At 66.9% G+C, this 19,239-nt stretch carries 21 protein-coding genes and 1 pseudogene; 8 read left to right on the top strand and 14 right to left on the bottom strand.

Features of this window, described 5'->3' with window-relative positions:
• Position 1 precedes the first annotated feature (1 nt).
• Positions 2–1,231: a 1-deoxy-D-xylulose-5-phosphate reductoisomerase gene (gene dxr / locus MNAB215_RS28880; protein WP_077082430.1), complete on the bottom strand. Its 1,230-nt coding sequence runs from the start codon at positions 1,229–1,231 to the stop codon at positions 2–4.
• Positions 1,232–1,403: 172 nt separating this feature from the next.
• Here dxr and MNAB215_RS28885 point away from each other — a divergent pair, with 172 nt between their 5' ends.
• From MNAB215_RS28885 to MNAB215_RS28900, 4 genes are all read left to right on the top strand, one after another.
• The gene (locus tag MNAB215_RS28885; protein ID WP_083746286.1) at positions 1,404–2,078 is read left to right on the top strand and encodes a fasciclin domain-containing protein; all 675 of its coding nucleotides are present in this window, start codon (positions 1,404–1,406) and stop codon (positions 2,076–2,078) included.
• 132 nt (positions 2,079–2,210) lie between these two features.
• Positions 2,211–3,938 (top strand): cytochrome c biogenesis protein CcdA, encoded by a 1,728-nt coding sequence (locus MNAB215_RS28890; RefSeq protein ID WP_077081803.1) that lies wholly within the window; start codon positions 2,211–2,213, stop codon positions 3,936–3,938.
• Positions 3,939–4,042: 104 nt separating this feature from the next.
• Complete coding sequence (locus MNAB215_RS28895) at positions 4,043–4,624, top strand: fasciclin domain-containing protein (RefSeq protein ID WP_077081804.1); 582 nt, start codon at positions 4,043–4,045, stop codon at positions 4,622–4,624.
• 145 nt (positions 4,625–4,769) lie between these two features.
• Positions 4,770–5,024 (top strand): DUF2631 domain-containing protein, encoded by a 255-nt coding sequence (locus MNAB215_RS28900; RefSeq protein ID WP_077081805.1) that lies wholly within the window; start codon positions 4,770–4,772, stop codon positions 5,022–5,024.
• Here MNAB215_RS28900 and MNAB215_RS28905 read toward each other — a convergent pair.
• The 8 genes from MNAB215_RS28905 to pyrH all read right to left on the bottom strand — a co-directional run bounded on the left by MNAB215_RS28905 (position 5,017) and on the right by pyrH (position 11,355).
• The gene (locus MNAB215_RS28905; protein ID WP_077081806.1) at positions 5,017–5,829 is read right to left on the bottom strand and encodes a DUF4097 family beta strand repeat-containing protein; all 813 of its coding nucleotides are present in this window, start codon (positions 5,827–5,829) and stop codon (positions 5,017–5,019) included. The genes MNAB215_RS28900 and MNAB215_RS28905 overlap by 8 nt on opposite strands.
• Before the next feature lie 28 nt (positions 5,830–5,857).
• The gene (locus tag MNAB215_RS28910; RefSeq protein ID WP_077081807.1) at positions 5,858–6,367 is read right to left on the bottom strand and encodes a histidine kinase; all 510 of its coding nucleotides are present in this window, start codon (positions 6,365–6,367) and stop codon (positions 5,858–5,860) included.
• Positions 6,368–6,425: 58 nt separating this feature from the next.
• Positions 6,426–7,319, bottom strand: coding sequence for a cytochrome c biogenesis CcdA family protein (locus tag MNAB215_RS28915; protein ID WP_077081808.1), 894 nt, complete (start codon positions 7,317–7,319; stop codon positions 6,426–6,428).
• Positions 7,320–7,321: 2 nt separating this feature from the next.
• Positions 7,322–7,831 carry a disulfide bond-forming protein DsbE gene (dsbE, locus tag MNAB215_RS28920; protein WP_077081809.1) on the bottom strand — a complete coding sequence of 170 codons (510 nt, stop codon included), beginning with the start codon at positions 7,829–7,831 and terminating at the stop codon, positions 7,322–7,324.
• 74 nt (positions 7,832–7,905) lie between these two features.
• Positions 7,906–9,000, bottom strand: coding sequence for a dual-specificity RNA methyltransferase RlmN (gene rlmN, locus MNAB215_RS28925; RefSeq protein ID WP_077081810.1), 1,095 nt, complete (start codon positions 8,998–9,000; stop codon positions 7,906–7,908).
• Positions 9,001–9,032: 32 nt separating this feature from the next.
• The gene (locus MNAB215_RS28930) at positions 9,033–9,980 is read right to left on the bottom strand and encodes a phosphatidate cytidylyltransferase (protein ID WP_077081811.1); all 948 of its coding nucleotides are present in this window, start codon (positions 9,978–9,980) and stop codon (positions 9,033–9,035) included.
• A 22-nt stretch (positions 9,981–10,002) separates the two neighbouring features.
• Positions 10,003–10,560 (bottom strand): ribosome recycling factor, encoded by a 558-nt coding sequence (gene frr, locus MNAB215_RS28935; RefSeq protein ID WP_077081812.1) that lies wholly within the window; start codon positions 10,558–10,560, stop codon positions 10,003–10,005.
• Positions 10,561–10,575: 15 nt separating this feature from the next.
• Positions 10,576–11,355 carry a UMP kinase gene (pyrH, locus tag MNAB215_RS28940; RefSeq protein WP_425436560.1) on the bottom strand — a complete coding sequence of 260 codons (780 nt, stop codon included), beginning with the start codon at positions 11,353–11,355 and terminating at the stop codon, positions 10,576–10,578.
• A 361-nt stretch (positions 11,356–11,716) separates the two neighbouring features.
• Here pyrH and mbp1 point away from each other — a divergent pair, with 361 nt between their 5' ends.
• A complete protein-coding gene (gene mbp1, locus MNAB215_RS28945; protein ID WP_077081814.1) occupies positions 11,717–11,953 on the top strand; it encodes a microaggregate-binding protein 1 in 237 nt (78 codons plus the stop codon).
• Between the two features lie 216 nt (positions 11,954–12,169).
• Complete coding sequence (locus MNAB215_RS28950; RefSeq protein ID WP_077081815.1) at positions 12,170–12,859, top strand: winged helix-turn-helix domain-containing protein; 690 nt, start codon at positions 12,170–12,172, stop codon at positions 12,857–12,859.
• A 134-nt stretch (positions 12,860–12,993) separates the two neighbouring features.
• Here MNAB215_RS28950 and MNAB215_RS28955 read toward each other — a convergent pair whose 3' ends face one another.
• The gene (locus MNAB215_RS28955) at positions 12,994–13,533 is read right to left on the bottom strand and encodes an MPT63 family protein (RefSeq protein WP_174604682.1); all 540 of its coding nucleotides are present in this window, start codon (positions 13,531–13,533) and stop codon (positions 12,994–12,996) included.
• A 354-nt stretch (positions 13,534–13,887) separates the two neighbouring features.
• Between MNAB215_RS28955 and MNAB215_RS28960 the strand changes: the two genes are divergently transcribed.
• Positions 13,888–14,337 (top strand): MarR family winged helix-turn-helix transcriptional regulator, encoded by a 450-nt coding sequence (locus MNAB215_RS28960; protein ID WP_077082432.1) that lies wholly within the window; start codon positions 13,888–13,890, stop codon positions 14,335–14,337.
• A 6-nt stretch (positions 14,338–14,343) separates the two neighbouring features.
• Here the strand turns inward: MNAB215_RS28960 and MNAB215_RS28965 are convergent, their stop codons facing one another.
• From MNAB215_RS28965 to rpsB, 3 genes are read right to left on the bottom strand one after another with little or no spacing between them, the layout of a single operon-like run.
• Positions 14,344–15,753: an amidase gene (locus MNAB215_RS28965; protein WP_077081817.1), complete on the bottom strand. Its 1,410-nt coding sequence runs from the start codon at positions 15,751–15,753 to the stop codon at positions 14,344–14,346.
• A gap of 31 nt (positions 15,754–15,784) precedes the next feature.
• Positions 15,785–16,600, bottom strand: coding sequence for a translation elongation factor Ts (gene tsf / locus MNAB215_RS28970; RefSeq protein WP_077081818.1), 816 nt, complete (start codon positions 16,598–16,600; stop codon positions 15,785–15,787).
• Between the two features lies 1 nt (position 16,601).
• Positions 16,602–17,462 carry a 30S ribosomal protein S2 gene (gene rpsB / locus MNAB215_RS28975; RefSeq protein WP_077081819.1) on the bottom strand — a complete coding sequence of 287 codons (861 nt, stop codon included), beginning with the start codon at positions 17,460–17,462 and terminating at the stop codon, positions 16,602–16,604.
• A gap of 365 nt (positions 17,463–17,827) precedes the next feature.
• On the opposite strand from rpsB, the pseudogene MNAB215_RS28980 reads away from it, so the two are divergent.
• Positions 17,828–18,277 (top strand): annotated as a pseudogene (locus MNAB215_RS28980) (M23 family metallopeptidase); the annotation flags it as partial.
• Between the two features lie 46 nt (positions 18,278–18,323).
• Here MNAB215_RS28980 and MNAB215_RS28985 read toward each other — a convergent pair.
• On the bottom strand, positions 18,324–19,220 hold the full coding sequence (locus MNAB215_RS28985; RefSeq protein ID WP_077081820.1) for a tyrosine recombinase XerC: 897 nt from the start codon (positions 19,218–19,220) through the stop codon (positions 18,324–18,326).
• Positions 19,221–19,239 lie beyond the last annotated feature (19 nt).

Raw genomic sequence — 19,239 nt, forward strand, 5'->3', positions numbered from 1 at the left:
GCTAGGACCTTTCTAAAATCATTCCGGAGTCCGTCGGAGCGTCTCCCGCGGGGCTCGCAGTCCGCAGGGCACGTTGTGCTCGATCACGTGCCCAGCGCTGCGCGTCCAGTACGTCTTCCACGGTAGCGGGTAAAACGGCCCATTGGTCGGCGGCGTGCAGCACGTCGGCGATAGTTCTGACGATGGCGGGGAACCCGATCCGTCCTTCGAGGAAAGCCGCGGCCGCCTCCTCGTTGGCGGCGTTGTAGATCGCGGTCATGCAGCCGCCGGTCTCCCCGGCGTAGCGGGCCAGCTCCACAGCGGGGAAGACGTTGGCGTCGAGCGGTTCGAATTCCCAGCTAGAGGCGGTGCTGAAGTCGCAGGCCGCCGCGGCGCCGGGTACCCGCCGCGGCCAGCCCAGTGCCAGCGAGATGGGCAGCTTCATGTCCGGCGGGCTGGCCTGCGCGATCGTCGAACCATCGGCGAAGGTAACCATCGAATGAACAATCGACTGGGGGTGCACCACGACGTCGATGCGGTCGTAGCCGATGCCGAACAGCAGGTGGGTTTCGATGAGCTCCAGCCCCTTGTTGACCAGCGAGGCGGAGTTCAAAGTGTTCATCGGGCCCATGGACCAGGTCGGATGGGCGCCGGCCTGTTCCGGGGTGACGGCCTCGAGGTCGGCGGCCGTCCAGCCGCGAAACGGCCCACCCGACGCGGTCAGCACCAGCTTGGCGACCTCGTCGGGGTTCCCACCGCGCAGGCACTGGGCCAGCGCGGAGTGCTCGGAGTCGACGGGCACGATCTGGCCGGGCCTGGCGGCCGCCAGGACCAGCGGACCGCCGGCGATCAGCGATTCCTTGTTGGCCAGGGCCAACCGGGCGCCTGACTGCAGGGCGGCCAGGGTTGGTCGCAGGCCCAGCGCTCCGACCAGCGCGTTGAGCACCACGTCGGCCTCGGTCTCCTCGACCAGCCGGGTGACCGCGTCGGGGCCGTGAAACCGGACGTCACCGAGCTGCGCGGCGGCGCGCTCGTCGGCGACGGCGATATTGGTCACACCGGTGTCGGCGCGCTGCCGTCGCAGGGTGTCCACGTTCGATCCACCCGCGGCCAGCCCGACCACTTCGAAGCGGCCGGGGTTTTCGGCGATGACCTCCAGCGCCTGGGTCCCGATGGAGCCGGTACTCCCCAACACCAGCACGCGCAGCCGGTCGACGGCGGCCGGGGCTTCGGTGGTGGTCGGACGGGTCACCTCCTCATTGTGCCGTTTCGGCCCGGCCACCGGGGCGCTGCGTTGCCAACTTTTCGGACGGCGAGGAATGCAAACGACTTTCGCACCCATCCGTGATCGGCATCACTCCGAATCACTGGTGTTAACGGGAGGACGGCGATACGGCCGTGTTGAGCAAAGGAGTCGAAATTCAATGATGAATGACCAGGCCAGGACACTGGCGGCGGCGGGCCTCGCAGCCATCGCGATCGTGGGCTTCTCCGGGTGCTCGAGCAACAAGCCCGCGGCCCAGGGCACCACCAGCACCAGCGCCACACCGGCGACCAGCATGGCGATGTCGGCCACCACGACCGCGACGGCGGATCCCGCCGCGGACCTCATCGGGTCCGGGTGCTCGGGTTACGCGTCGCAGAATCCCAGCGGCCCCGGCTCGGTGGCCGGGATGGCGCAGGACCCCGTTGCGACGGCGGCGTCGAACAACCCCTTGCTGACCACTCTGACCTCGGCGTTGTCGGGCAAGCTGAACCCGGGCGTGAACCTTGTCGACACGCTCAACAATGGCCAGTACACGGTGTTCGCCCCGACCGACGCCGCGTTCGGCAAGCTGCCCCCGGCCACCGTCGACAAGCTCAAGACGGATGCCCCGCTGCTCAAAAGCATCCTGACCTACCACGTGGTCCAGGGGCAGTTGAGTCCGGCCAAGGTCGACGGCACCCCGGCGACTTTGCAGGGCGCCACTGTGACGGTGGCCGGCCAAGGAAATAACCTGAAGGTCAACGACGCGGGCTTGGTGTGCGGCGGGGTGCACACCGCGAACGCGACCGTGTACATGATCGACACGGTGCTGATGCCCCCGGGTCAGCAGTAACTTTCAGGCCACACGGTAAGGCAGCCCGGGTCCACGGGCTGCCTTACCGTGTTGGGTAGGCGCTTTGCCGGCATAGCGAAACATCTTGGTGCCCTTACCAATCCGTAGCCCTGACGGCCACGAATACGACGTATGTTCACCCTCGCTTTGGTCGGCCTCCTCGGCGGACTCATCACCGGAATATCACCGTGCATCCTGCCCGTGCTGCCGGTGATATTTTTCTCGGGAACCCAGACGTCACCGGAGCCCGACGGCGCCGTGGCGGTCCGGCCGAAACGCCAACTGTCGCAGACCCTGCGCCCTTACCGGGTGATCGGCGGCCTGGTGATCAGCTTCAGCGTGGTTACCCTGCTTGGCTCGGCGCTCCTGTCGTTGCTGCACCTACCGCAGGACGCCATCCGCTGGATCGCGCTGGTGGCGTTGGTGGCGATCGGTATCGGTCTCATCTTCCCCCGATTCGAGCAGCTGCTGGAGCGGCCGTTCTCTCGCATTCCTCAGAAGCGGATCGCCAACCGCAGCAACGGTTTCGGGCTCGGACTGGCGCTGGGTGTGCTCTATGTCCCGTGCGCGGGGCCCGTGCTCGCGGCCATCGTCGTCGCCGGAGCCACGGCAACCATCAGCGCCGGCCTGGTCGTGCTGACCGCCGCATTCGCGGTCGGTGCCGCGCTGCCGCTGCTGTTCTTCGCACTGGCCGGCCAGCGAGTGGCGGAGCGCGTCAAGGCTTTTCGGCGCCGTCAGCGCGAGATTCGAATTGCCGCAGGGCTCGTGACGATCCTGCTCGCGGTGGCGCTGGTCTTCGATCTGCCGGCGCAGCTGCAGCGGGCCATTCCCGACTACACGGCCACACTGCAGCGCAAGGTCGGCGGAACCGAGGAGATCAGGGAGAAACTGAACCTCGGCGGCATCGTCAACGACCAGAATGCGCGGCTGTCCAACTGCAGCAACGGCGGGACCAAGCTCGAAAGCTGTGGCCCCGCACCAGACCTCAAAGGCATCGCCGCTTGGCTGAACACGCCCCAGGGCAGGCCGATCGCCTTGGATTCGTTGCGCGGCAAGGTCGTGCTGATCGATTTCTGGGCGTATTCCTGCATCAACTGCCAACGCGCGATCCCGCATGTCGTCGGCTGGTATCGCGCCTACCAGGGCAGCGGCTTCGAGGTCATCGGCGTGCACACGCCTGAGTACGCGTTCGAAAAGGTCCCGGGCAACGTCGCCCAAGGCGCGGCGGACCTCGGCATCGCGTATCCGATCGCGCTGGACAACGGGTACAGCACCTGGACGAACTATCGCAACCGGTACTGGCCTGCCGAATATCTCGTCGACGCCAGCGGCACCGTGCGCCACATCAAGTTCGGCGAAGGCGATTACGACGTGACCGAGGGGCTGATCAGGCAGTTGCTCGCCGACGCGAAGCCGGGCATCACACTCCCCCCGCCGGTCGATGCCGCCGACACCACGCCGCCGCGTGGCCTCACGCCTGAGACGTATTTCGCCGTCGGCAAAGTGGTGAACTACGGCGGTGGCGGGACCTATGACGAAGGGGCCGCGACGTTTGGGTATCCACCGGCGTTGCAGGCCAACAGCTTTGCGCTGACGGGGCGGTGGTCGCTGGACTATCAGGGCGCGACAGCCGACGGCGACGACGCGGGCGTCAAACTCAATTACCGCGCCAGGAACGTCTACATCGTTGCGGGCGGAACCGGAACGCTCACCGTTCTGCGGGACGGAAAGTCGTCGACGCTGCCGGTCAACGGGCCGCCGACTTCCCATCAAATCGTCGCCGGCGATCAGGTAATTCCCGGAACGATAGAGGTGCGCCCGAGCAAGGGATTGCAGTTATTTTCCTTCACCTACGGCTAATCCGCGATGCAGCCAATCCAACGGCCGGTCTGCTCCGAATCCATGATGCCGGCGGTCAACCAGACGGGGTGGACACGTCCGGCCTATCAGGGGAGTGAAAGGCAATGGAAATAACTAACAAAATTGCGGCAACCAGTTTCGCGGCGGCCAGCATCTTCGGCCTCGCAGTCGTCGTCTCGCCGACTGCCTCGGCAGCCGATTTGGTGGGTCCAGGATGCGCGGATTACGCGGCTGCCCATCCCAGCGGTCCCGCTTCGGTGGACGGGATGTCGCAAGTTCCCGTTGCGGTAGCGGCGTCGAACAATCCGCAGCTCACCACACTGACCTCGGCGCTTTCCGGTCAGCTCAACCCGCAGGTGAATCTGGTCGACACCCTCAACAACGGTCAGTACACGGTGTTTGCGCCGACTGACGCCGCGTTCAGCAAACTACCCGAGTCCACGATCGGTGAGCTCAAGACGAACGCGCCTCTCTTGAAGAGCATCCTGACCTACCACGTGGTCCAGGGCCAACTGAGCCCCGCCAAGGTCGTCGGCGCCCACCCGACCCTGCAGGGGGCGAGCTCGACAGTCACCGGTCAGGGCAACGGCCTCAAGGTCAACAATGCAAGCGTGGTCTGTGGCGGGGTGCCCACCGCAAACGCGACGGTGTACATGATCGATACGGTGCTGATGCCGCCGTCGTAGCCGGCTGGTTGTTGACCGGGCCAGGTGTCGCTGCGACGCTGTGCTTCGGGCGAGGTTGACGCCAATCCGCGCCTGCACAGCGTCGCAGAACGGCGTATGCCAGAATATCGGAGCAGCAAGCCAATCCGATCCGAAGGGAATCGCCGTGGCCAGTACCGAGGTGGATCAATATCAGGGCGTCGACCCCGCCGAGGTGCCCTCAGCAGCGTGGGGTTGGAGCAGGATCAACATCCCCACCTGGCACGCGCTCGGTGTGTTCATCATCATTTTCCTGCTGGCGATGCTGCGCGGTAACCACGTCGGCCACGTCGAAGACAATTACTTGGTCGGGTTCGCCGTCCTCGCTCTTGCCATCCTGGTGCGCGACTGGTGGGGCCGCCGGCGCGGCTGGCTCAAGTAGCCGCCGCGCTGTCGTGCGCCGCACGGTAAAGGCTGACATCGCCCGAGCCGCTGCGCACCTGTAGGGCGAAGGTTTCATCGCCGTGCTGGGGTCCGTCCGACGGCTGCAGGCTGCTGGTCACGACGCCGGATCCCGTGCTGATGTCCATGCGCACCGCGGTGCCCTCGACAATCCCGACCGCGACGTCACCGCTGCTGGTATGCGCCGAGACACCGCCGCGAACGGCCGCCGCGACATTGACCGACCCCGACGCGGTGCGCGACTTGGCGTAGCCGCGCAGCCAGGCGACGCTGAGCGAGCCACTGGCTGACTTGAACTTCAGGTCGCCGTCGCAATCGCCGATCGTCACGTCGCCCGACGCGGTCCCGATCGAGGCGAAACCCTCAACGGTGCGCACCACGAACGTCCCGGATGCGTTGGTGGCCTTGATCTTTCCGGTGACGGAGTCGAGTTCGACATGGCCGCTGGCCGAGCTGATCCGAACATCGGCGAAGTCGCCGTTGGCACGCAGATCGGCCGACGCCAGCGAAGCGTGCAAACGTGAGCGCGACGGCAGCGCGATCTCGACGTCGATGGCGCCGCCGCCGAGCAGTGGAAGGTTTCGTTTGGCGCCCAGGACGGCGAGCTTGCCGTCGTGGAAGTCCACCCGGGTGTGTTCTGCGGCCCAGACATCGGCGCTGCGCGATTCGTCCTGCGGGCGTACCTCGACAACCGTGTCGGCGCGGTCGGTCGCGGTGAGGCGGATCGAACCGCCACCGGCTTCAATCCGCACCGAGATGGGGGTAGGGGTGTCATACGTCGGCATGGTGGGTTCTCCTTCGAACGGGATGGGGTCAGCGCACCCAGCCGGTCACGCGGTGACCGGCGGAGCGGCTGGCAGGCGGAAACTCGGCGGTGGTGGCCGCTTGACTGGCCGCGGCGGCCGCACGAACCAGCCAGGAATTCAACGACGCACCCTCGCGACGGGCCGCGGTCTCGACGGCGGCCCGTAGCCCTTCCGGAAGCCGCAGGGTGACCCGCCAGGTGCCGCCCTCGTCGTCGTACTGGGCGACGAAGACGTTGTCACCGTCATCGGCCGGGTATTCGCGCGCATCCCCGTCGAGCGGGGCACTGACGATGAACTCCGGGTCGCGGCCGCGTAACCGGACTTCGACTGATTGCGGGGCCAGCTCGCTGGTGAGCTCTTCGGCGGCCGCCGTCAACGCCTCGAGCATGGCCAGGCGTATCGCGGACTCCAGCGGAGCGCTCAGCCGCTCGGCCAGGGCCTGCGCTTCGGCGCCGCCCGCCTCCGCGGCCACTTTCAGCTCATGGCGGACGGCGTCGACATACGGTTGCAATTCCATGGTGTCATGTTGACACTACTTTGACACCGCCGCAAGGCCATGGTGGTGCGCGGTGGTGTCAGGGGCGCGGCGATCGGTGCGCCCGCCGACGCCAGGCAGCGGCGAACGCGCCGGCCATCAGCACGCACAACGCGACCAGCCACGGCCACAGGCCATGCTGGTGCACCCAGCCGGCCAGGGCGCCCTGCAGGCGTCCCGCGGCGGCGATCACCGCATCCTGTGGATCCGCGTCGCCGCTCAGCAGTCGCAGCTCGAATAGCCCGTAGTAGCCCACGTACAGCCCCACAGCAATCAGCAGGGCTCCCCCAATTCGGTTGACCAACGGCAGGATTCGCCGCAACCGGTCCGTCAGTGCCGAACTCGCCGTCGCCGCGGCGATCGCCAGCACGCCGACCACCAACGTCAATCCCACGACGTAGGCAAGGTAGACCAGCACGCCGGTGCCGATCGATCCGCCGCGAAAGCCCGCCGCGGTGACCGCCAGGAACGGCGCGATGGTGCACGACAGCGAGGCGATCGCATAGCTGACGCCGTAGGAGTACATGCTGAGCAGCCGAGACCGCTGCTGGGCCGCCGGCGCCCATCGAGGGCCAACCGCCCGGGGTGTCAGCGCAGTCAACTCACGGCCCGACAGCAGCCAAATGCCAAGCCCGACAAGGACAATGCCGATTGCGACGGTGGCGTAAGGCAGATATCGCTGCACCGTCGTGGCTGCCGAGATGGTCAGCGCCCCGAACACTCCGAACACCGTCACAAAGCCCAGCGCCATCCCGAGTGTCGCCGCCAGAGCACGCCCGATCGGCGCGAGGGTGCTCGGCGACGCCGATCGTGGGCCGGCGGGCTGCCCGCGCACCACCAGCAGCAGGTAGGCGGGCAGCATGGCGAATCCGCACGGGTTGACGGCTGCCACCAATCCGGCGGCGAAGGCCAGACCGATGAGGCCTTGATCCACGGTTAGTGGGTCAGCGCTGACACCCGGCCGGACAGCTCCTGCTGCGACATGGCCGAGGTGGGGTTGTTGACGAACGTCGAGCTGCCGTCGGCGCGGTAGAACACGTAGGCCGGCTGCCAGGGCACGTTGTAGCGGGCCCAGAGTGAGCCGTCGGCGTCGTTGAGGTTGGTGAAGTTCAAGTTGTACTTGGAGACGAAGTTTTGTTCGGCACCGACGTCCGAGTGCCCGGCGATGCCGACGAAGGTGACCCCGGGATTGGCCGCCGCCACCTGGCTCACGCCGGGTGCTTCGGCGTTGCAGAACGGACAGAACGGCGCCCAGAACCACAACACCGCCGGCTTGCCCTGCAGGCTGGCGCCGCTGAACGGCGCGCCGCTCAGCGTGGTCGCGGTGAATTGCAGCCGATCGTCTCCGGCCTGCGCCTGCGGCGGAGCGGCCAGCCCAAGTATCAGGGCGGCCGCAAAGACGGCTGCGGCGAACAACCTGAGGGGGGACAACAGGCGGGTAACCATGCCTTGCTCCTTTGCTGGTGTTATCCGTTACGACGCGCTAGCCGGCGTCCCGGTTCATCCCGGCGCCCCGCCGCCTATCCCAAATCGGCGGCCAGCTGTCCGCACGCAGCACTGATTTCCCGCCCGCGGGTATCGCGAACCGTACACGACACACCTTTCGCGCGGACCCGACGGACGAACTCCCGCTCGACCGACTTCGGGCTCGCATCCCAGTCGCTGCCGGGCGTCGGGTTGAGCGGAATCAAGTTCACGTGCACCAGCGGCCCCAGCGCGGCATGCAGCCGCTTGCCGAGCAGATCGGCCCGCCACGGTTGGTCGTTGACATCGCGGATCAACGCATATTCGACGGAGACCCGCCGCCCGGTCACATCGCCGTAGTACCGGGCCGCATCCAGCGCCTCGCTGATCTTCCAGCGGTTGTTGACCGGGACCAGCGTGTCGCGCAGTTCGTCGTCGGGGGCGTGCAGTGACAGGGCTAGCGTCACCCCGAGCCGCTCGTCGGCGAGCTTGCGGATCGCCGGGGCCAGGCCGACCGTCGACACCGTGACCGAGCGGGCCGAAATCCCGAACCCATGCGGCGGCGCCTCGGTGATGCGCCGCACCGCAGCCAGCGCCCGCGCGTAGTTGGCCAGCGGCTCCCCCATGCCCATGAACACCACGTTCGACAGCCGATCGCCGAAATCGTCGCGCAGTGCCACCGCGGCGGCGCGCACCTGTTCGACGATCTCCGCGGTCGACAGGTTGCGCGTCAGACCGCCCTGCCCGGTGGCGCAGAACGGGCACGCCATCCCGCAGCCGGCCTGCGAGGAGATGCACACCGTATTGCGCTGCGGGTAGCGCATGAGCACCGACTCGAACGTGGTGCCATCGACTGCCCGCCACAGCGTCTTGCGCGTCTGCCCGGCATCGCAACTGATTTCGGCGGCGGTCGTGAGCAGCGTCGGGAACATCGTCTCGGCGACCGTGTCACGCACCGCCGCCGGAAGGTCGGTCATCTGCCGCGGATCGGCGATCAGCCGGCCGTAGTACTGCTGCGCGAGCTGCTTGGCCCGAAACGGCGGCAAGCCGAGTTCAGCGACGGCCGACGCACGGCCCGCCTCATCGAGGTCGGCCAGGTGCCGCGGCGGCCGGGCACGGCGCGGCTCTTCGAAGATCAACTGTTGGACCATGACCTGTCCAGTATCGGTCAGCGACGGGCCGGCTAGGAAACCAAGGTGAGCACGATCCAGGCCGCGACGGCCGACGGGAGCACACCGTCGAGCCGGTCCATCAGACCCCCGTGGCCCGGTAGCAGCCGGCCCATGTCCTTGATGCCCAGATCCCGCTTCACCTGGGACTCAACCAGGTCACCCAGCGTGCAGCTGAGCACCAGGACGAGACCCAGCAGCGCGCCGATCCACGCTGGTTTACCCGCCAGCAACGTCGCCGTCAGGATCGCCGCGGTGATTCCGAAGACCAGAGAACCGGTGAATCCCTCCCAGGATTTCTTCGGGCTGATCGCCGGGACCATCGGATGCTTGCCGAAGAGCGCCCCCACGGCATACCCACCGGTGTCCGAAGCGACGACGGTGACCATCAGACAGAACACCCGTCCCGCGCCGTCGTGGGGATAGACGAGCAGGACGCCGAAGGAGGCGAATAGCGGGACCCACGCGGCCAGGAAGACGGTCGCCGACGCGTCCCGCAGGTAATTCGCCGACGGTGAGCCGGCGAACGGTTCGGGCCGTTTGCTGTTGTCCTGCATGAACAACCGCCAGACATTGCAGGCCACCACGGTGGCGCCGAAGCCTGCCAGCGCGCCGGCAGCATGAAACGGCCAGGTCAGCCAGACGGTGACCTGGCCACCGACCAGCAACGGGATCACCGGAATGGCGTAGCCGGCTTCGCGTAGCCGTCGCACCACCTCGTGGCTGGCAACGAGAATCGCGATGGCCACGATGAGCACCCAGAAGCGCGGGGCGAATACCAGTGTGGCAACGAGCAGGGCGCCGATCGCCGCGCCCACCGCGATAGCGGCGGGCAGATCGCGTCCCGCACGGGAGGTCTTCGGCGCTGGCTGCGGCGCTGTTTCCTCTGCCGTTTCGTTGGCCGTTTCGTTGGCCCGCCGCGCGTCGGACGGGCTGCCTGCGCCAGCATCGGAGGTTGCCACGGACTTGGTTGCTGAGCGGCCGCTAGACCTCCAGCAGCTCGCCTTCTTTGTGCTTGACCAGGTCTTCGATCTGGGTGACGTACTGCTGAGTGGTCTTGTCCAGGTCCTTTTCCGCGCGGCCGACCTCGTCTTCGCCGGCCTCGCCGTCCTTGCGGATGCGGTGCAGCTCCTCCATCGTCTTGCGACGGATGTTGCGCACCGAGACCTTGGCGTCCTCGCCCTTGCTTTTGGCCTGTTTGGCCAGCTCGCGGCGGCGCTCCTCGGTGAGCTGCGGTACGGCGACCCGGATCAGGGTGCCGTCGTTGGTGGGGTTAAGCCCGAGGTCGGAGTTGCGGATCGCGTTCTCGATGGCCTGCAGCTGGTTGGCTTCGTACGGCTTGATGACCACCAGCCGCGCCTCGGGGACATTGATGCTGGCCAGCTGGGTGATCGGGGTGTTGGTGCCGTAGTAGTCGATGACGATCCGGTTGAACATGCCGGGGTTGGCGCGGCCGGTCCGGATGTTGGACAAGTCGTCGCGGGCCACGGACACGGCCTTTTCCATCTTCTCTTCGGCGTCGAAGAGAGCCTCATCAATCATGTGCGCGTCTTCCCCTCAGGTGGTGACCAGCGTTCCGATCTTCTCACCAGCGACTGCGCGGGCGATATTGCCGTTGGTCAGCAGGTTGAACACCAGGATCGGCATGCCATTGTCCATGCACAGGCTGAACGCGGTGGCATCGGCTACCCGCAGCCCGCGGTCGATGACCTCACGGTGGCTGATCGCGGTGAGCAGTTCGGCGTCGGGATTCTCCCGGGGGTCTTCGGTGAACACGCCGTCGACGGCCTTGGCCATCAAGACGACCTCGGCACCGATCTCCAATGCCCGCTGCGCCGCGGTGGTGTCGGTGGAGAAATACGGCAGGCCCATGCCGGCGCCGAAGATCACCACGCGGCCCTTCTCCAGGTGGCGCACGGCGCGCAAGGGGATGTAGGGCTCCGCAACCTGGCCCATGGTGATGGCGGTCTGCACCCGGGTGTCGATGCCTTCCTTCTGCAGGAAGTCCTGCAGAGCCAGGCTGTTCATCACGGTGCCGAGCATGCCCATGTAGTCCGATCGGGTGCGCTCCATGCCCCGCTGCTGCAGCTGAGCGCCGCGGAAGAAGTTACCGCCACCGATTACCACGGCGACCTGCACACCGTCGCGAACCACCTCGGCGATCTGGCGGGCCACCTGGGCGACGACGTCGGGATCCAGCCCGACCTGTCCGCCGCCGAACATTTCGCCGCCAAGCTTGAGCAACACTCTCGAATACTTGGCTCGACTCTCCGGCTGCCTGGATGCGTCCTGTGCAGACGTCGGCGCACCGTTGGTGATGGTCGGCTCGGGCTGCATCATCAGACTCCTCGCATGACAGTGCCATCCCAGGCGACCCCACCCGGAACGGCGGTTCACATCCTGCCCCATCGCAGCACAATCTCGCACCAATGGGGTGCATTATCTGCGTGGATGTCGACGCGGGTCACCGCTGCGCCCCGTCGCCACAGGTCACCTTAGCGCCAACGCGATCGCGACTTTCCATCTGCCAGCAGATGTTTGAGCCTTCGCAGGCGCGGGAACCCGCACCAACGCGGCGGGGGAAATAAAGGTCTTGAGCAGCAGGGCCGGGCCGCGTCGCATGACCGGGTGATCGCGAGGTCGACCGGCAAGAGCGTAGGACGCTCACACCAGTACGCCACTGAGGAGGAACCATTCCATGGCGGACAACAAATCAGGACCCGCAGAAGCCGTCAAAGGCGTCGTCGAGGAAGTCAAGGGTCGAGTCAAAGAGGCCGCTGGGGCGGTCGCCGGTCGTGACGACCTGACTCGCGAAGGTCAGGCCCAGCAGGACAAGGCGGAGGCCCAGCGCGACGCGGCCAAGAAAGAAGCCGAGGCCGAGGCTGCGCGCGGCGCGGCAAAGGTCGCCGAGGAGCGCCAAAAGGCCAACCAGTAGCTTGTTGCCAGGATGGGTCCGGTCCGTGAAAACGGGCCGGACCCATCGATTTTCTCCGCCGCCGACGAAACGGCTGGAACGGGCGTTTTGCCCAACGCGAGCCGAAAAATTGGCATACTTCTGCCCTGGAGGGGGTATTTGGCTGCGCTAAGCGGACATCTCCCTACGAGGTGCCTAACGGGGTCGGGGGCGAGGCACACCCTCTTAGATTTGGAGATGTCTTTGGACGTTCTACTCGTCACCGACGAAGACGACTTCGAGTCTGCCCTTCCAACGCTGAAATCGTTGACGCAAACCATTCGACGAGCCCCTCTGGACGACCACGCCGACGGGCAGCACAAGACTGCCGACGTCGCGATCATCGATGCACGCACCGACCTGACGACAGCACGCGGCGTCTGCCGCCGCCTCACCGCCAACGCGCCGGGGGTCGCGGTGGTGGCCGTCGTCGCACCGACCAACATCATGGCCGTTGACGTCGACTGGCATTTCGACGATGTGATGATGCCCGCCGCCAGCGCCGACGAACTAGAGGCACGGTTACGGCTGGCCATCAAGCGCCGGCGAAGCGCGGTGGACGGCACGTGGAAGTTCGGCGACCTGCTTCTGCACCCGGGCAGCTTCACCGGATCGCTGGCCGGCAACGAGCTGAGCCTCACGGTCACCGAATTCAAGTTGTTGAATTTCCTTGTCCAACACGCCGGTCGGGCATTCAGCCGCACCCGGCTGATGCATGAGGTGTGGGGATACGACTGCAACGGCCGGGTCCGCACCGTCGACGTTCACGTGCGACGACTGCGGGCGAAGCTGGGCACCGACTACGAATCGATCATCGACACCGTTCGCGGTGTGGGCTATATGGCCGTGACGCCGCCGCAGCCGCAGTGGATTACCACCAGCTCGTAACCGCTTATTACGCAAGCTGATTCGGCGCTTCGCTCGCCACAACGGTTGGGGTGATTGCGAATACGCACACTCCCCGCGTCACCGGTGGCGACGCGGGGAGTTCTCAGCTACCAAGCCCGAACGGGCTCAACGGCTTAGGTGTGCGCCGGCGCCGGGCCGGGCAGCGCACCAGGAGCCGGGGTCGGGTTGGTTGCGCCGGGCGCCGAGTTGCTCGAGATGTTCGACGTCCAGATCAGGATGTCTTGCATTCCCTCGTTGTAGACAACGCCATTCGGCGGCGCGCCGGTCACATCGAAGTACAGCGTGCCGGTCGACTCGCTACCTTGGTTAATCGGCGCCGGGTTAAGGCTGCCCGGAGCCTGGACCTTGTCGATCACCCGGTAGTTCTGACCGTTGGGCCCGCGGGCGATGAAGTCGTTGACCATCGGGGTGACCATCCCTCTGTCTGACCGAGCGGTGATATCCGCCTGGTAGAGCGTGCCTTTCGGCGTGTACCCGGGGATCGCCACATTGCTGGGCTGCAGGTTGCTCACCGTGTAGCTGGTGGTCATCGGTCCATCGATCAGTTGTTCGCTGGTGCCGAATCCCTGAATGTTGGGCGGCGCAGCGGATGCGGCCGCCGCAGTGAAAACGCCGACAGCCGCAATACCGGCGGCGCCGAGGACCGACTTCATAGCAGTAGAAGTGAATTTCACGATCGATACCTCTCAGTCGAATCGTTAATAATTCAGCGGCGATTTGCCCCTTGCGCGAGTTATCACCGCACCCCCATTCGCATATCCAGTCTCCATCGACCCCAAACATCTGCGGGCCTAGCTGCGGTAACGCTGCCGCATCGCAGTAATTGGGGCGTCGAAATCAATGTGGTTGCGCCTCAACGCTCGCAAATACCTCAACGGTCAAATTCCGCCCCAACCGCCCCAGTAATGCACTATAGGTATTTGATTTCACGCCCTTGCCGGAGGTGTTGCAGGAAAATGGTTTCCGCCGCCGTTCACTTAGCCGCGACGCAGCGGTTGTGCTTCGTGATGTCGATAAGATATGCCAATATCGTGGACGTGGTTTCCACCGACGATGCTCCGCTTGGCTATCTGCTCTACCGGGTGGGAGCCGTGCTGCGACCCGAGGTTTCCGCCGTATTGGGCCCACTTGGCCTGACGCTGCCCGAATTCGTCTGCCTGCGAGTGCTTTCCATGAACCCCGGCATGTCCAGCGCCGAGTTGTCCCGAAACTCCAACGTCACACCCCAGGCCATGAACACGGTGCTGCGGCGGCTGGAGGAGGTCGGTGCGGTCGCACGGCCGACGTCGGTGTCCTCCGGGCGCGCCCTGCCCGCCACCCTGACCAGTCAGGGTCGCACGCTACTGAAACGCGCGGAGGCGGCGGTGCGTGCCGCCGATGGCCGCATCCTGGCCAAGCTGACCGCAGCCCAACAGCGCGACTTCAAACGCATGCTGGACAAGCTCGGGTCGGACTGACGCCCGTCACACGGCGGCGTTGATCCGAGCCCAGGGCCGCGCGTCTTCGAGTTCGTAAGCCAGTTCCAGCAGCAGCGCTTCCTGCCCGACATCGGCGGCGAGCATCATGCCCAGCGGCATGCCGTCGACGGTCTGGGCCAGCGGCAGCGAGATCGCCGGATCTCCGCTGACGTTCTGTACGGGGGTGAAGGCGACCCAATCGGTCAACCGGTCTATCACCTGCTGGTAGTCAGTGGGTGCGAGGTGACCGATGGGCGGCGTCGGGTCGGCGAGCGTCGGGGTGAGCAAGGCATCGTAGGTCTGGTAAAGCTCCGCCATGCGCCGCCGGATCCCCCGCAGCCGCAAGATCACCCGCGGAAGCCGGTGCAGGTTGCGGCTGGTGTGCCTGACCAGACCCAGCGTCAGGGCATCCAGCTTGTTGCGGTCGAAGGAGTCGCCGAACGCGCGGCGCCCGGAACGTACCTGCGCGAGCGCGAGAAAGCCCCAGTACAGAATGAAATCGTCCACGAACGAGTCCGGCAGCGGTTGGTGTTGGATGTGCTCGACACGGTGTCCCAGCTCTTCGAGCAGCCCGGCCGTCTTCAGCGTCATTTCGCGCAGTTCGGGGCTGCTTTCGCGCAGGATCGAACGAGTCGCGACGGCGATCCTCAATCGCTGCCTGCCCGGCTCGGTGACGTCGCCGATCGGCGCCAGCTTTGGGTTGCGCCAGATCCGTTCGGCCTCCCGATAGAACGCCGCGGTGTCACGCACCGAGCGGGTGAGCACGCCGTTGGCGACGATGCCCACCGGCATCCGGCGCAGCTCCGCGTCCAGCGGCAACCTGCCGCGCGACGGCTTGAGCCCGACAATCCCGTTGCAGGCGGCCGGGATTCGAATCGATCCGCCGCCGTCGTTGGCGTGTGCGATCGGCACCACGCCGGCGGCGACGAACGCCGCCGAGCCCGACGACGACGCAGCGGCGGTGTAGTCGGTGTCCCATGGGTTGCGAACCGGTCCCAGCCGGGGATGCTCGGCCGAGGCGCTGAAGCCGAACTCCGACATCTGCGTCTTGCCCAGCGGTGTCAGTCCGGTGGCCAGATACAGCCGGGTGAACTCGCCGTCGACCGCGGCGTTGAACGGCGTCCACGCGTCGGCGCCGCGCATCGTCGGTTGCCCGGCGACGTCCACGTTGTCCTTGAAGAACGTGGGGACGCCGCTGAAGAAACCGGTCGACGGGTTTGCCGATGCGATTTTACGGGCCTGGTCAAAGGCCTTGTACGCCAAGGCATTCAGGATCGGGTTGACGGCCTCGGCGCGGGCGATTGCCGCCTCGACGACGTCGGCCCGGCTGACCCAACCCGCCCGGATGGCCTCGCTCAGGCCGACGGCGTCCAACTCACCGAGGGCATCGTCACCGAAAGCGTGCACGCGTCGCATAGCACTGACGCTAGCCGCCCACGGTGGCTGGCTAGGCTTGGCCCACCTCGAAGCGCACGAACCGGGTCACCGTCACGCCCGCCTCGTCGAGCAGGGCTTTCACGGTCTTCTTGTTGTCGGACACCGAGGGCTGCTCGAGCAGCACAGCGTCCTTGAAGAAGCCGTTCAGCCGGCCCTCGACGATCTTGGGCAGCGCTTGCTCCGGCTTGCCCTCGGCCTTGGCCGTCTCCTCGGCGATGCGCCGCTCACTGGCCACGACATCTTCGGGAACGTCGTCCCGGGTCAGGTAGCGGGCCTTGAGCGCGGCGATCTGCAGCGCGGCGGTGTGCGCCGCCTCCGCGTTGCCGCCGGTGTACTCCACCAGCACGCCGACGGCCGGCGGCAGGTCTGCGGCCCGCTTGTGCAGGTAGGTCTCGACGGTGCCGTCGAAGAACGCGACGCGGCGCAGCTCGAGCTTCTCCCCGATCTTGGCGGAGAGGTCGGCGACGGCCTGCTCGACCGTATTGTCGCCGACTTTGGCCGCCTTGAGCGCGTCGACGTCGGTGGCCTTGGACTTGGCCGCCGCCGCGACGATCTCCTCAGCAACCTTCTGGAATTCGGCGTTCTTGGCGACGAAGTCGGTCTCGCTGTTGAGCTCGATGAGCGCGCCGCCCTTGGCCGCGACCAAGCCTTCGGCCGTCGCCCGCTCGGCACGCTTGCCGACGTCCTTGGCGCCCTTGATCCGGAGCGCCTCGACGGCCTTGTCGAAGTCGCCGTCGCTTTCAGCCAGTGCGTTCTTGCAGTCGAGCATGCCGGCACCGGTCAGCTCGCGGAGACGCTTGACGTCGGCAGCGGTGAAGTTCGCCATATCAGCCTTCCGTGGGGGTTGGTTCGGGTGCACCTGCGGGGACAGCGTCTGCGGTGGCAGCGTCCGTGGCGGTCGCGGGTGCCCCGGCCGTGGCCGATGCCAGCAGCTCCTGCTCCCATTCGGCGAGCGGTTCTGCGGCCGCCGCCTCGGGCTTGCCGTCAGTGCGGCCCACGCCGGCCCGGGCCTGCAGGCCCTCGGCGACCGCGGAAGCGATCACCTTGGTCAGCAGCGCGGCCGAGCGGATGGCGTCGTCGTTGCCCGGGATCGGGTAGTCGACCTCGTCGGGGTCGCAGTTGGTGTCCAGGATCGCGATGACCGGGATGCCCAGCTTGCGGGCCTCGCCGACGGCGATGTGCTCTTTGTTGGTGTCGACGACCCAGATCGCCGACGGCACCTTCGCCATGTCGCGGATACCGCCGAGGCTGCGGTCCAGCTTGTTCTTCTCGCGGGTCAGCATCAAGATTTCCTTCTTGGTGCGGCCCTCGAAGCCACCGGTCTGCTCCATCGCCTCGAGCTCCTTGAGGCGCTGCAGCCGCTTGTGCACGGTCGAGAAGTTGGTCAGCATGCCGCCCAGCCAGCGCTGGTTCACGTACGGCATGCCGACGCGGGTCGCTTCGGCGGCCACGGACTCCTGCGCCTGCTTCTTGGTGCCGACGAACAGCACGCTGCCACCGTGGGCGACGGTCTCTTTGACGAACTCGTACGCCTGGTCGATGAAGGTCAGCGTCTGCTGCAGGTCGATGATGTAGATGCCATTGCGGTCGGTGAAAATGAACCGCTTCATCTTGGGGTTCCAGCGACGGGTCTGATGCCCGAAGTGGGTGCCGCTGTCAAGCAGCTGCTTCATGGTTACGACAGCCATTACCGGCCATTCCTTTGTTGTCGGTTGTCGCCTGGCGTCGGGTGACGCCGGGCCCTGGCGCCTGCTGCGATGCCGGACCCAGTTACGGGACCGCCCGGCATGCGGTGCGAACTCCTAGTGCAACGGGAGACGCGGGGCAGACGCGCGAAGTCAGCCCGCGAACGAGCTGCGACGAGAAGTTTACACCGACTTAGCTGGCGGTTTTTCCAGCCGGTATGCACAGCTATCCACACAAAGGCATTCGTGCACAGATTTGGCAAACGCGGGTGGCCTAGGCGTCAACACCGCGCTGAACTCATGGAGTGCGATGGCCGGCGCTGATCCTGAGCCTGAACGTGGCCCTGGCACTGGCCCTAGCCCAGGTCCTGGGCGGCGGGGCTCCGGCGGTCGCCGAGGACATCCGGTTGCAGTGGCCGCTGCGACCGTCCCCGGCCGTTGTCCGGGGATTCGACGCCCCGGCGCCGAACTGGCGCCCCGGCCATCGTGGGGTGGACCTGGCCGGCGCCGCCGGTCAGCCGGTCTACGCCGCAGGCAGCGCCACGGTGGTGTTCGCCGGGACGCTGGCGGGACGGCCGGTGGTGTCGCTGGCCCATCCCGGCGGATTGCGCACCAGCTACGAGCCGGTCCGGACCGCCGTCCGCGTCGGTGAACTGGTGACGGCGCAGACCATGCTCGGCGAATTGCTGCCCGGGCATCCAGGCTGCCCTGCCGCGGCGTGTTTGCACTGGGGCGCGATGTGGGGTCCGGCGTCGCAGGCCGACTACGTCGATCCGCTGGGCCTGCTGGAGGCCACCCCGGTGCGGCTCAAACCCCTCGGCGGCTAGCGGGCGTCGGGCCCGCGTCGGCAGGCCCGCAGCGGCGTCAGGCCCGCGGGTGGGCCTGCTCGTGCACCGCGCGCAACCGGGACACCGCGACATGGGTGTACAGCTGGGTCGTCGCCAGGCTGGAATGCCCCAGCAGCTCCTGGACGACGCGCAGGTCGGCGCCGCCTTCCAGCAGATGCGTGGCCGCGCTGTGCCGCAGCCCGTGCGGGCCCATGTCGGGCGCGCCGTGCACCGCGGCAATGGTCTGGTGCACGACGGTGCGAGCCTGGCGCACATCGAGCCGGCGGCCCCGCGCGCCCAACAACAGCGCCAGCCCAGAATCCGCGGTGACCAGGTCGGGACGCCCGTCGCGCAGCCAGGCGTCCAGTGCCTCGGCCGCGGGCACACCGAACGGCGCGGTGCGCTGCTTGTTGCCCTTGCCCAGGACTCGCACCGTTCGGAATCGGGTGTCCACATCGTCGATGTCCAGGCCGCAGAGCTCGCTGACCCGGATGCCGGTGGCGTACAGCATCTCCACGATCAGCCGGTCCCGCAGGGCCAGCGGATCGCCTTGCTCGGCGCCGGATTTCGCCGCCGCCATGGCATCGAGCGCCTGGTCCTGACGCAGCACCGACGGCAGGGTGCGGTGCGCCTTCGGCACCGCCAGCCGGGCGGCTGGATCGGTGGTCATTAGGCCGCGCCGCACCGCCCAGGCGGTGAACGCCTTGACCGACGAGGTGCGGCGGGCCAGCGTGGTCCGGGCGGCGCCGGCGGCGGCCGACGTGGCCAGCCAGGACCGCAGCAGGGGCAGGCTCAACCCGTCCAGGCCGAGCTCGCGGGCATCGAGGTAGGCGAACAGCGAGCGCAGGTCGCCGAGATACGCGCGGCGTGTGTGCGCCGAGCGGAGGCATTGCAGGTCCAGGTACTCGTCGAACTCGTCGAGGATCGCCTGCACTACCCCACGGTCGCAGGCG

Origin of the sequence: Mycobacterium numidiamassiliense (assembly GCF_900157365.1) — a bacterium.
Classification (GTDB): Bacteria; Actinomycetota; Actinomycetes; order Mycobacteriales; family Mycobacteriaceae; genus Mycobacterium; species Mycobacterium numidiamassiliense.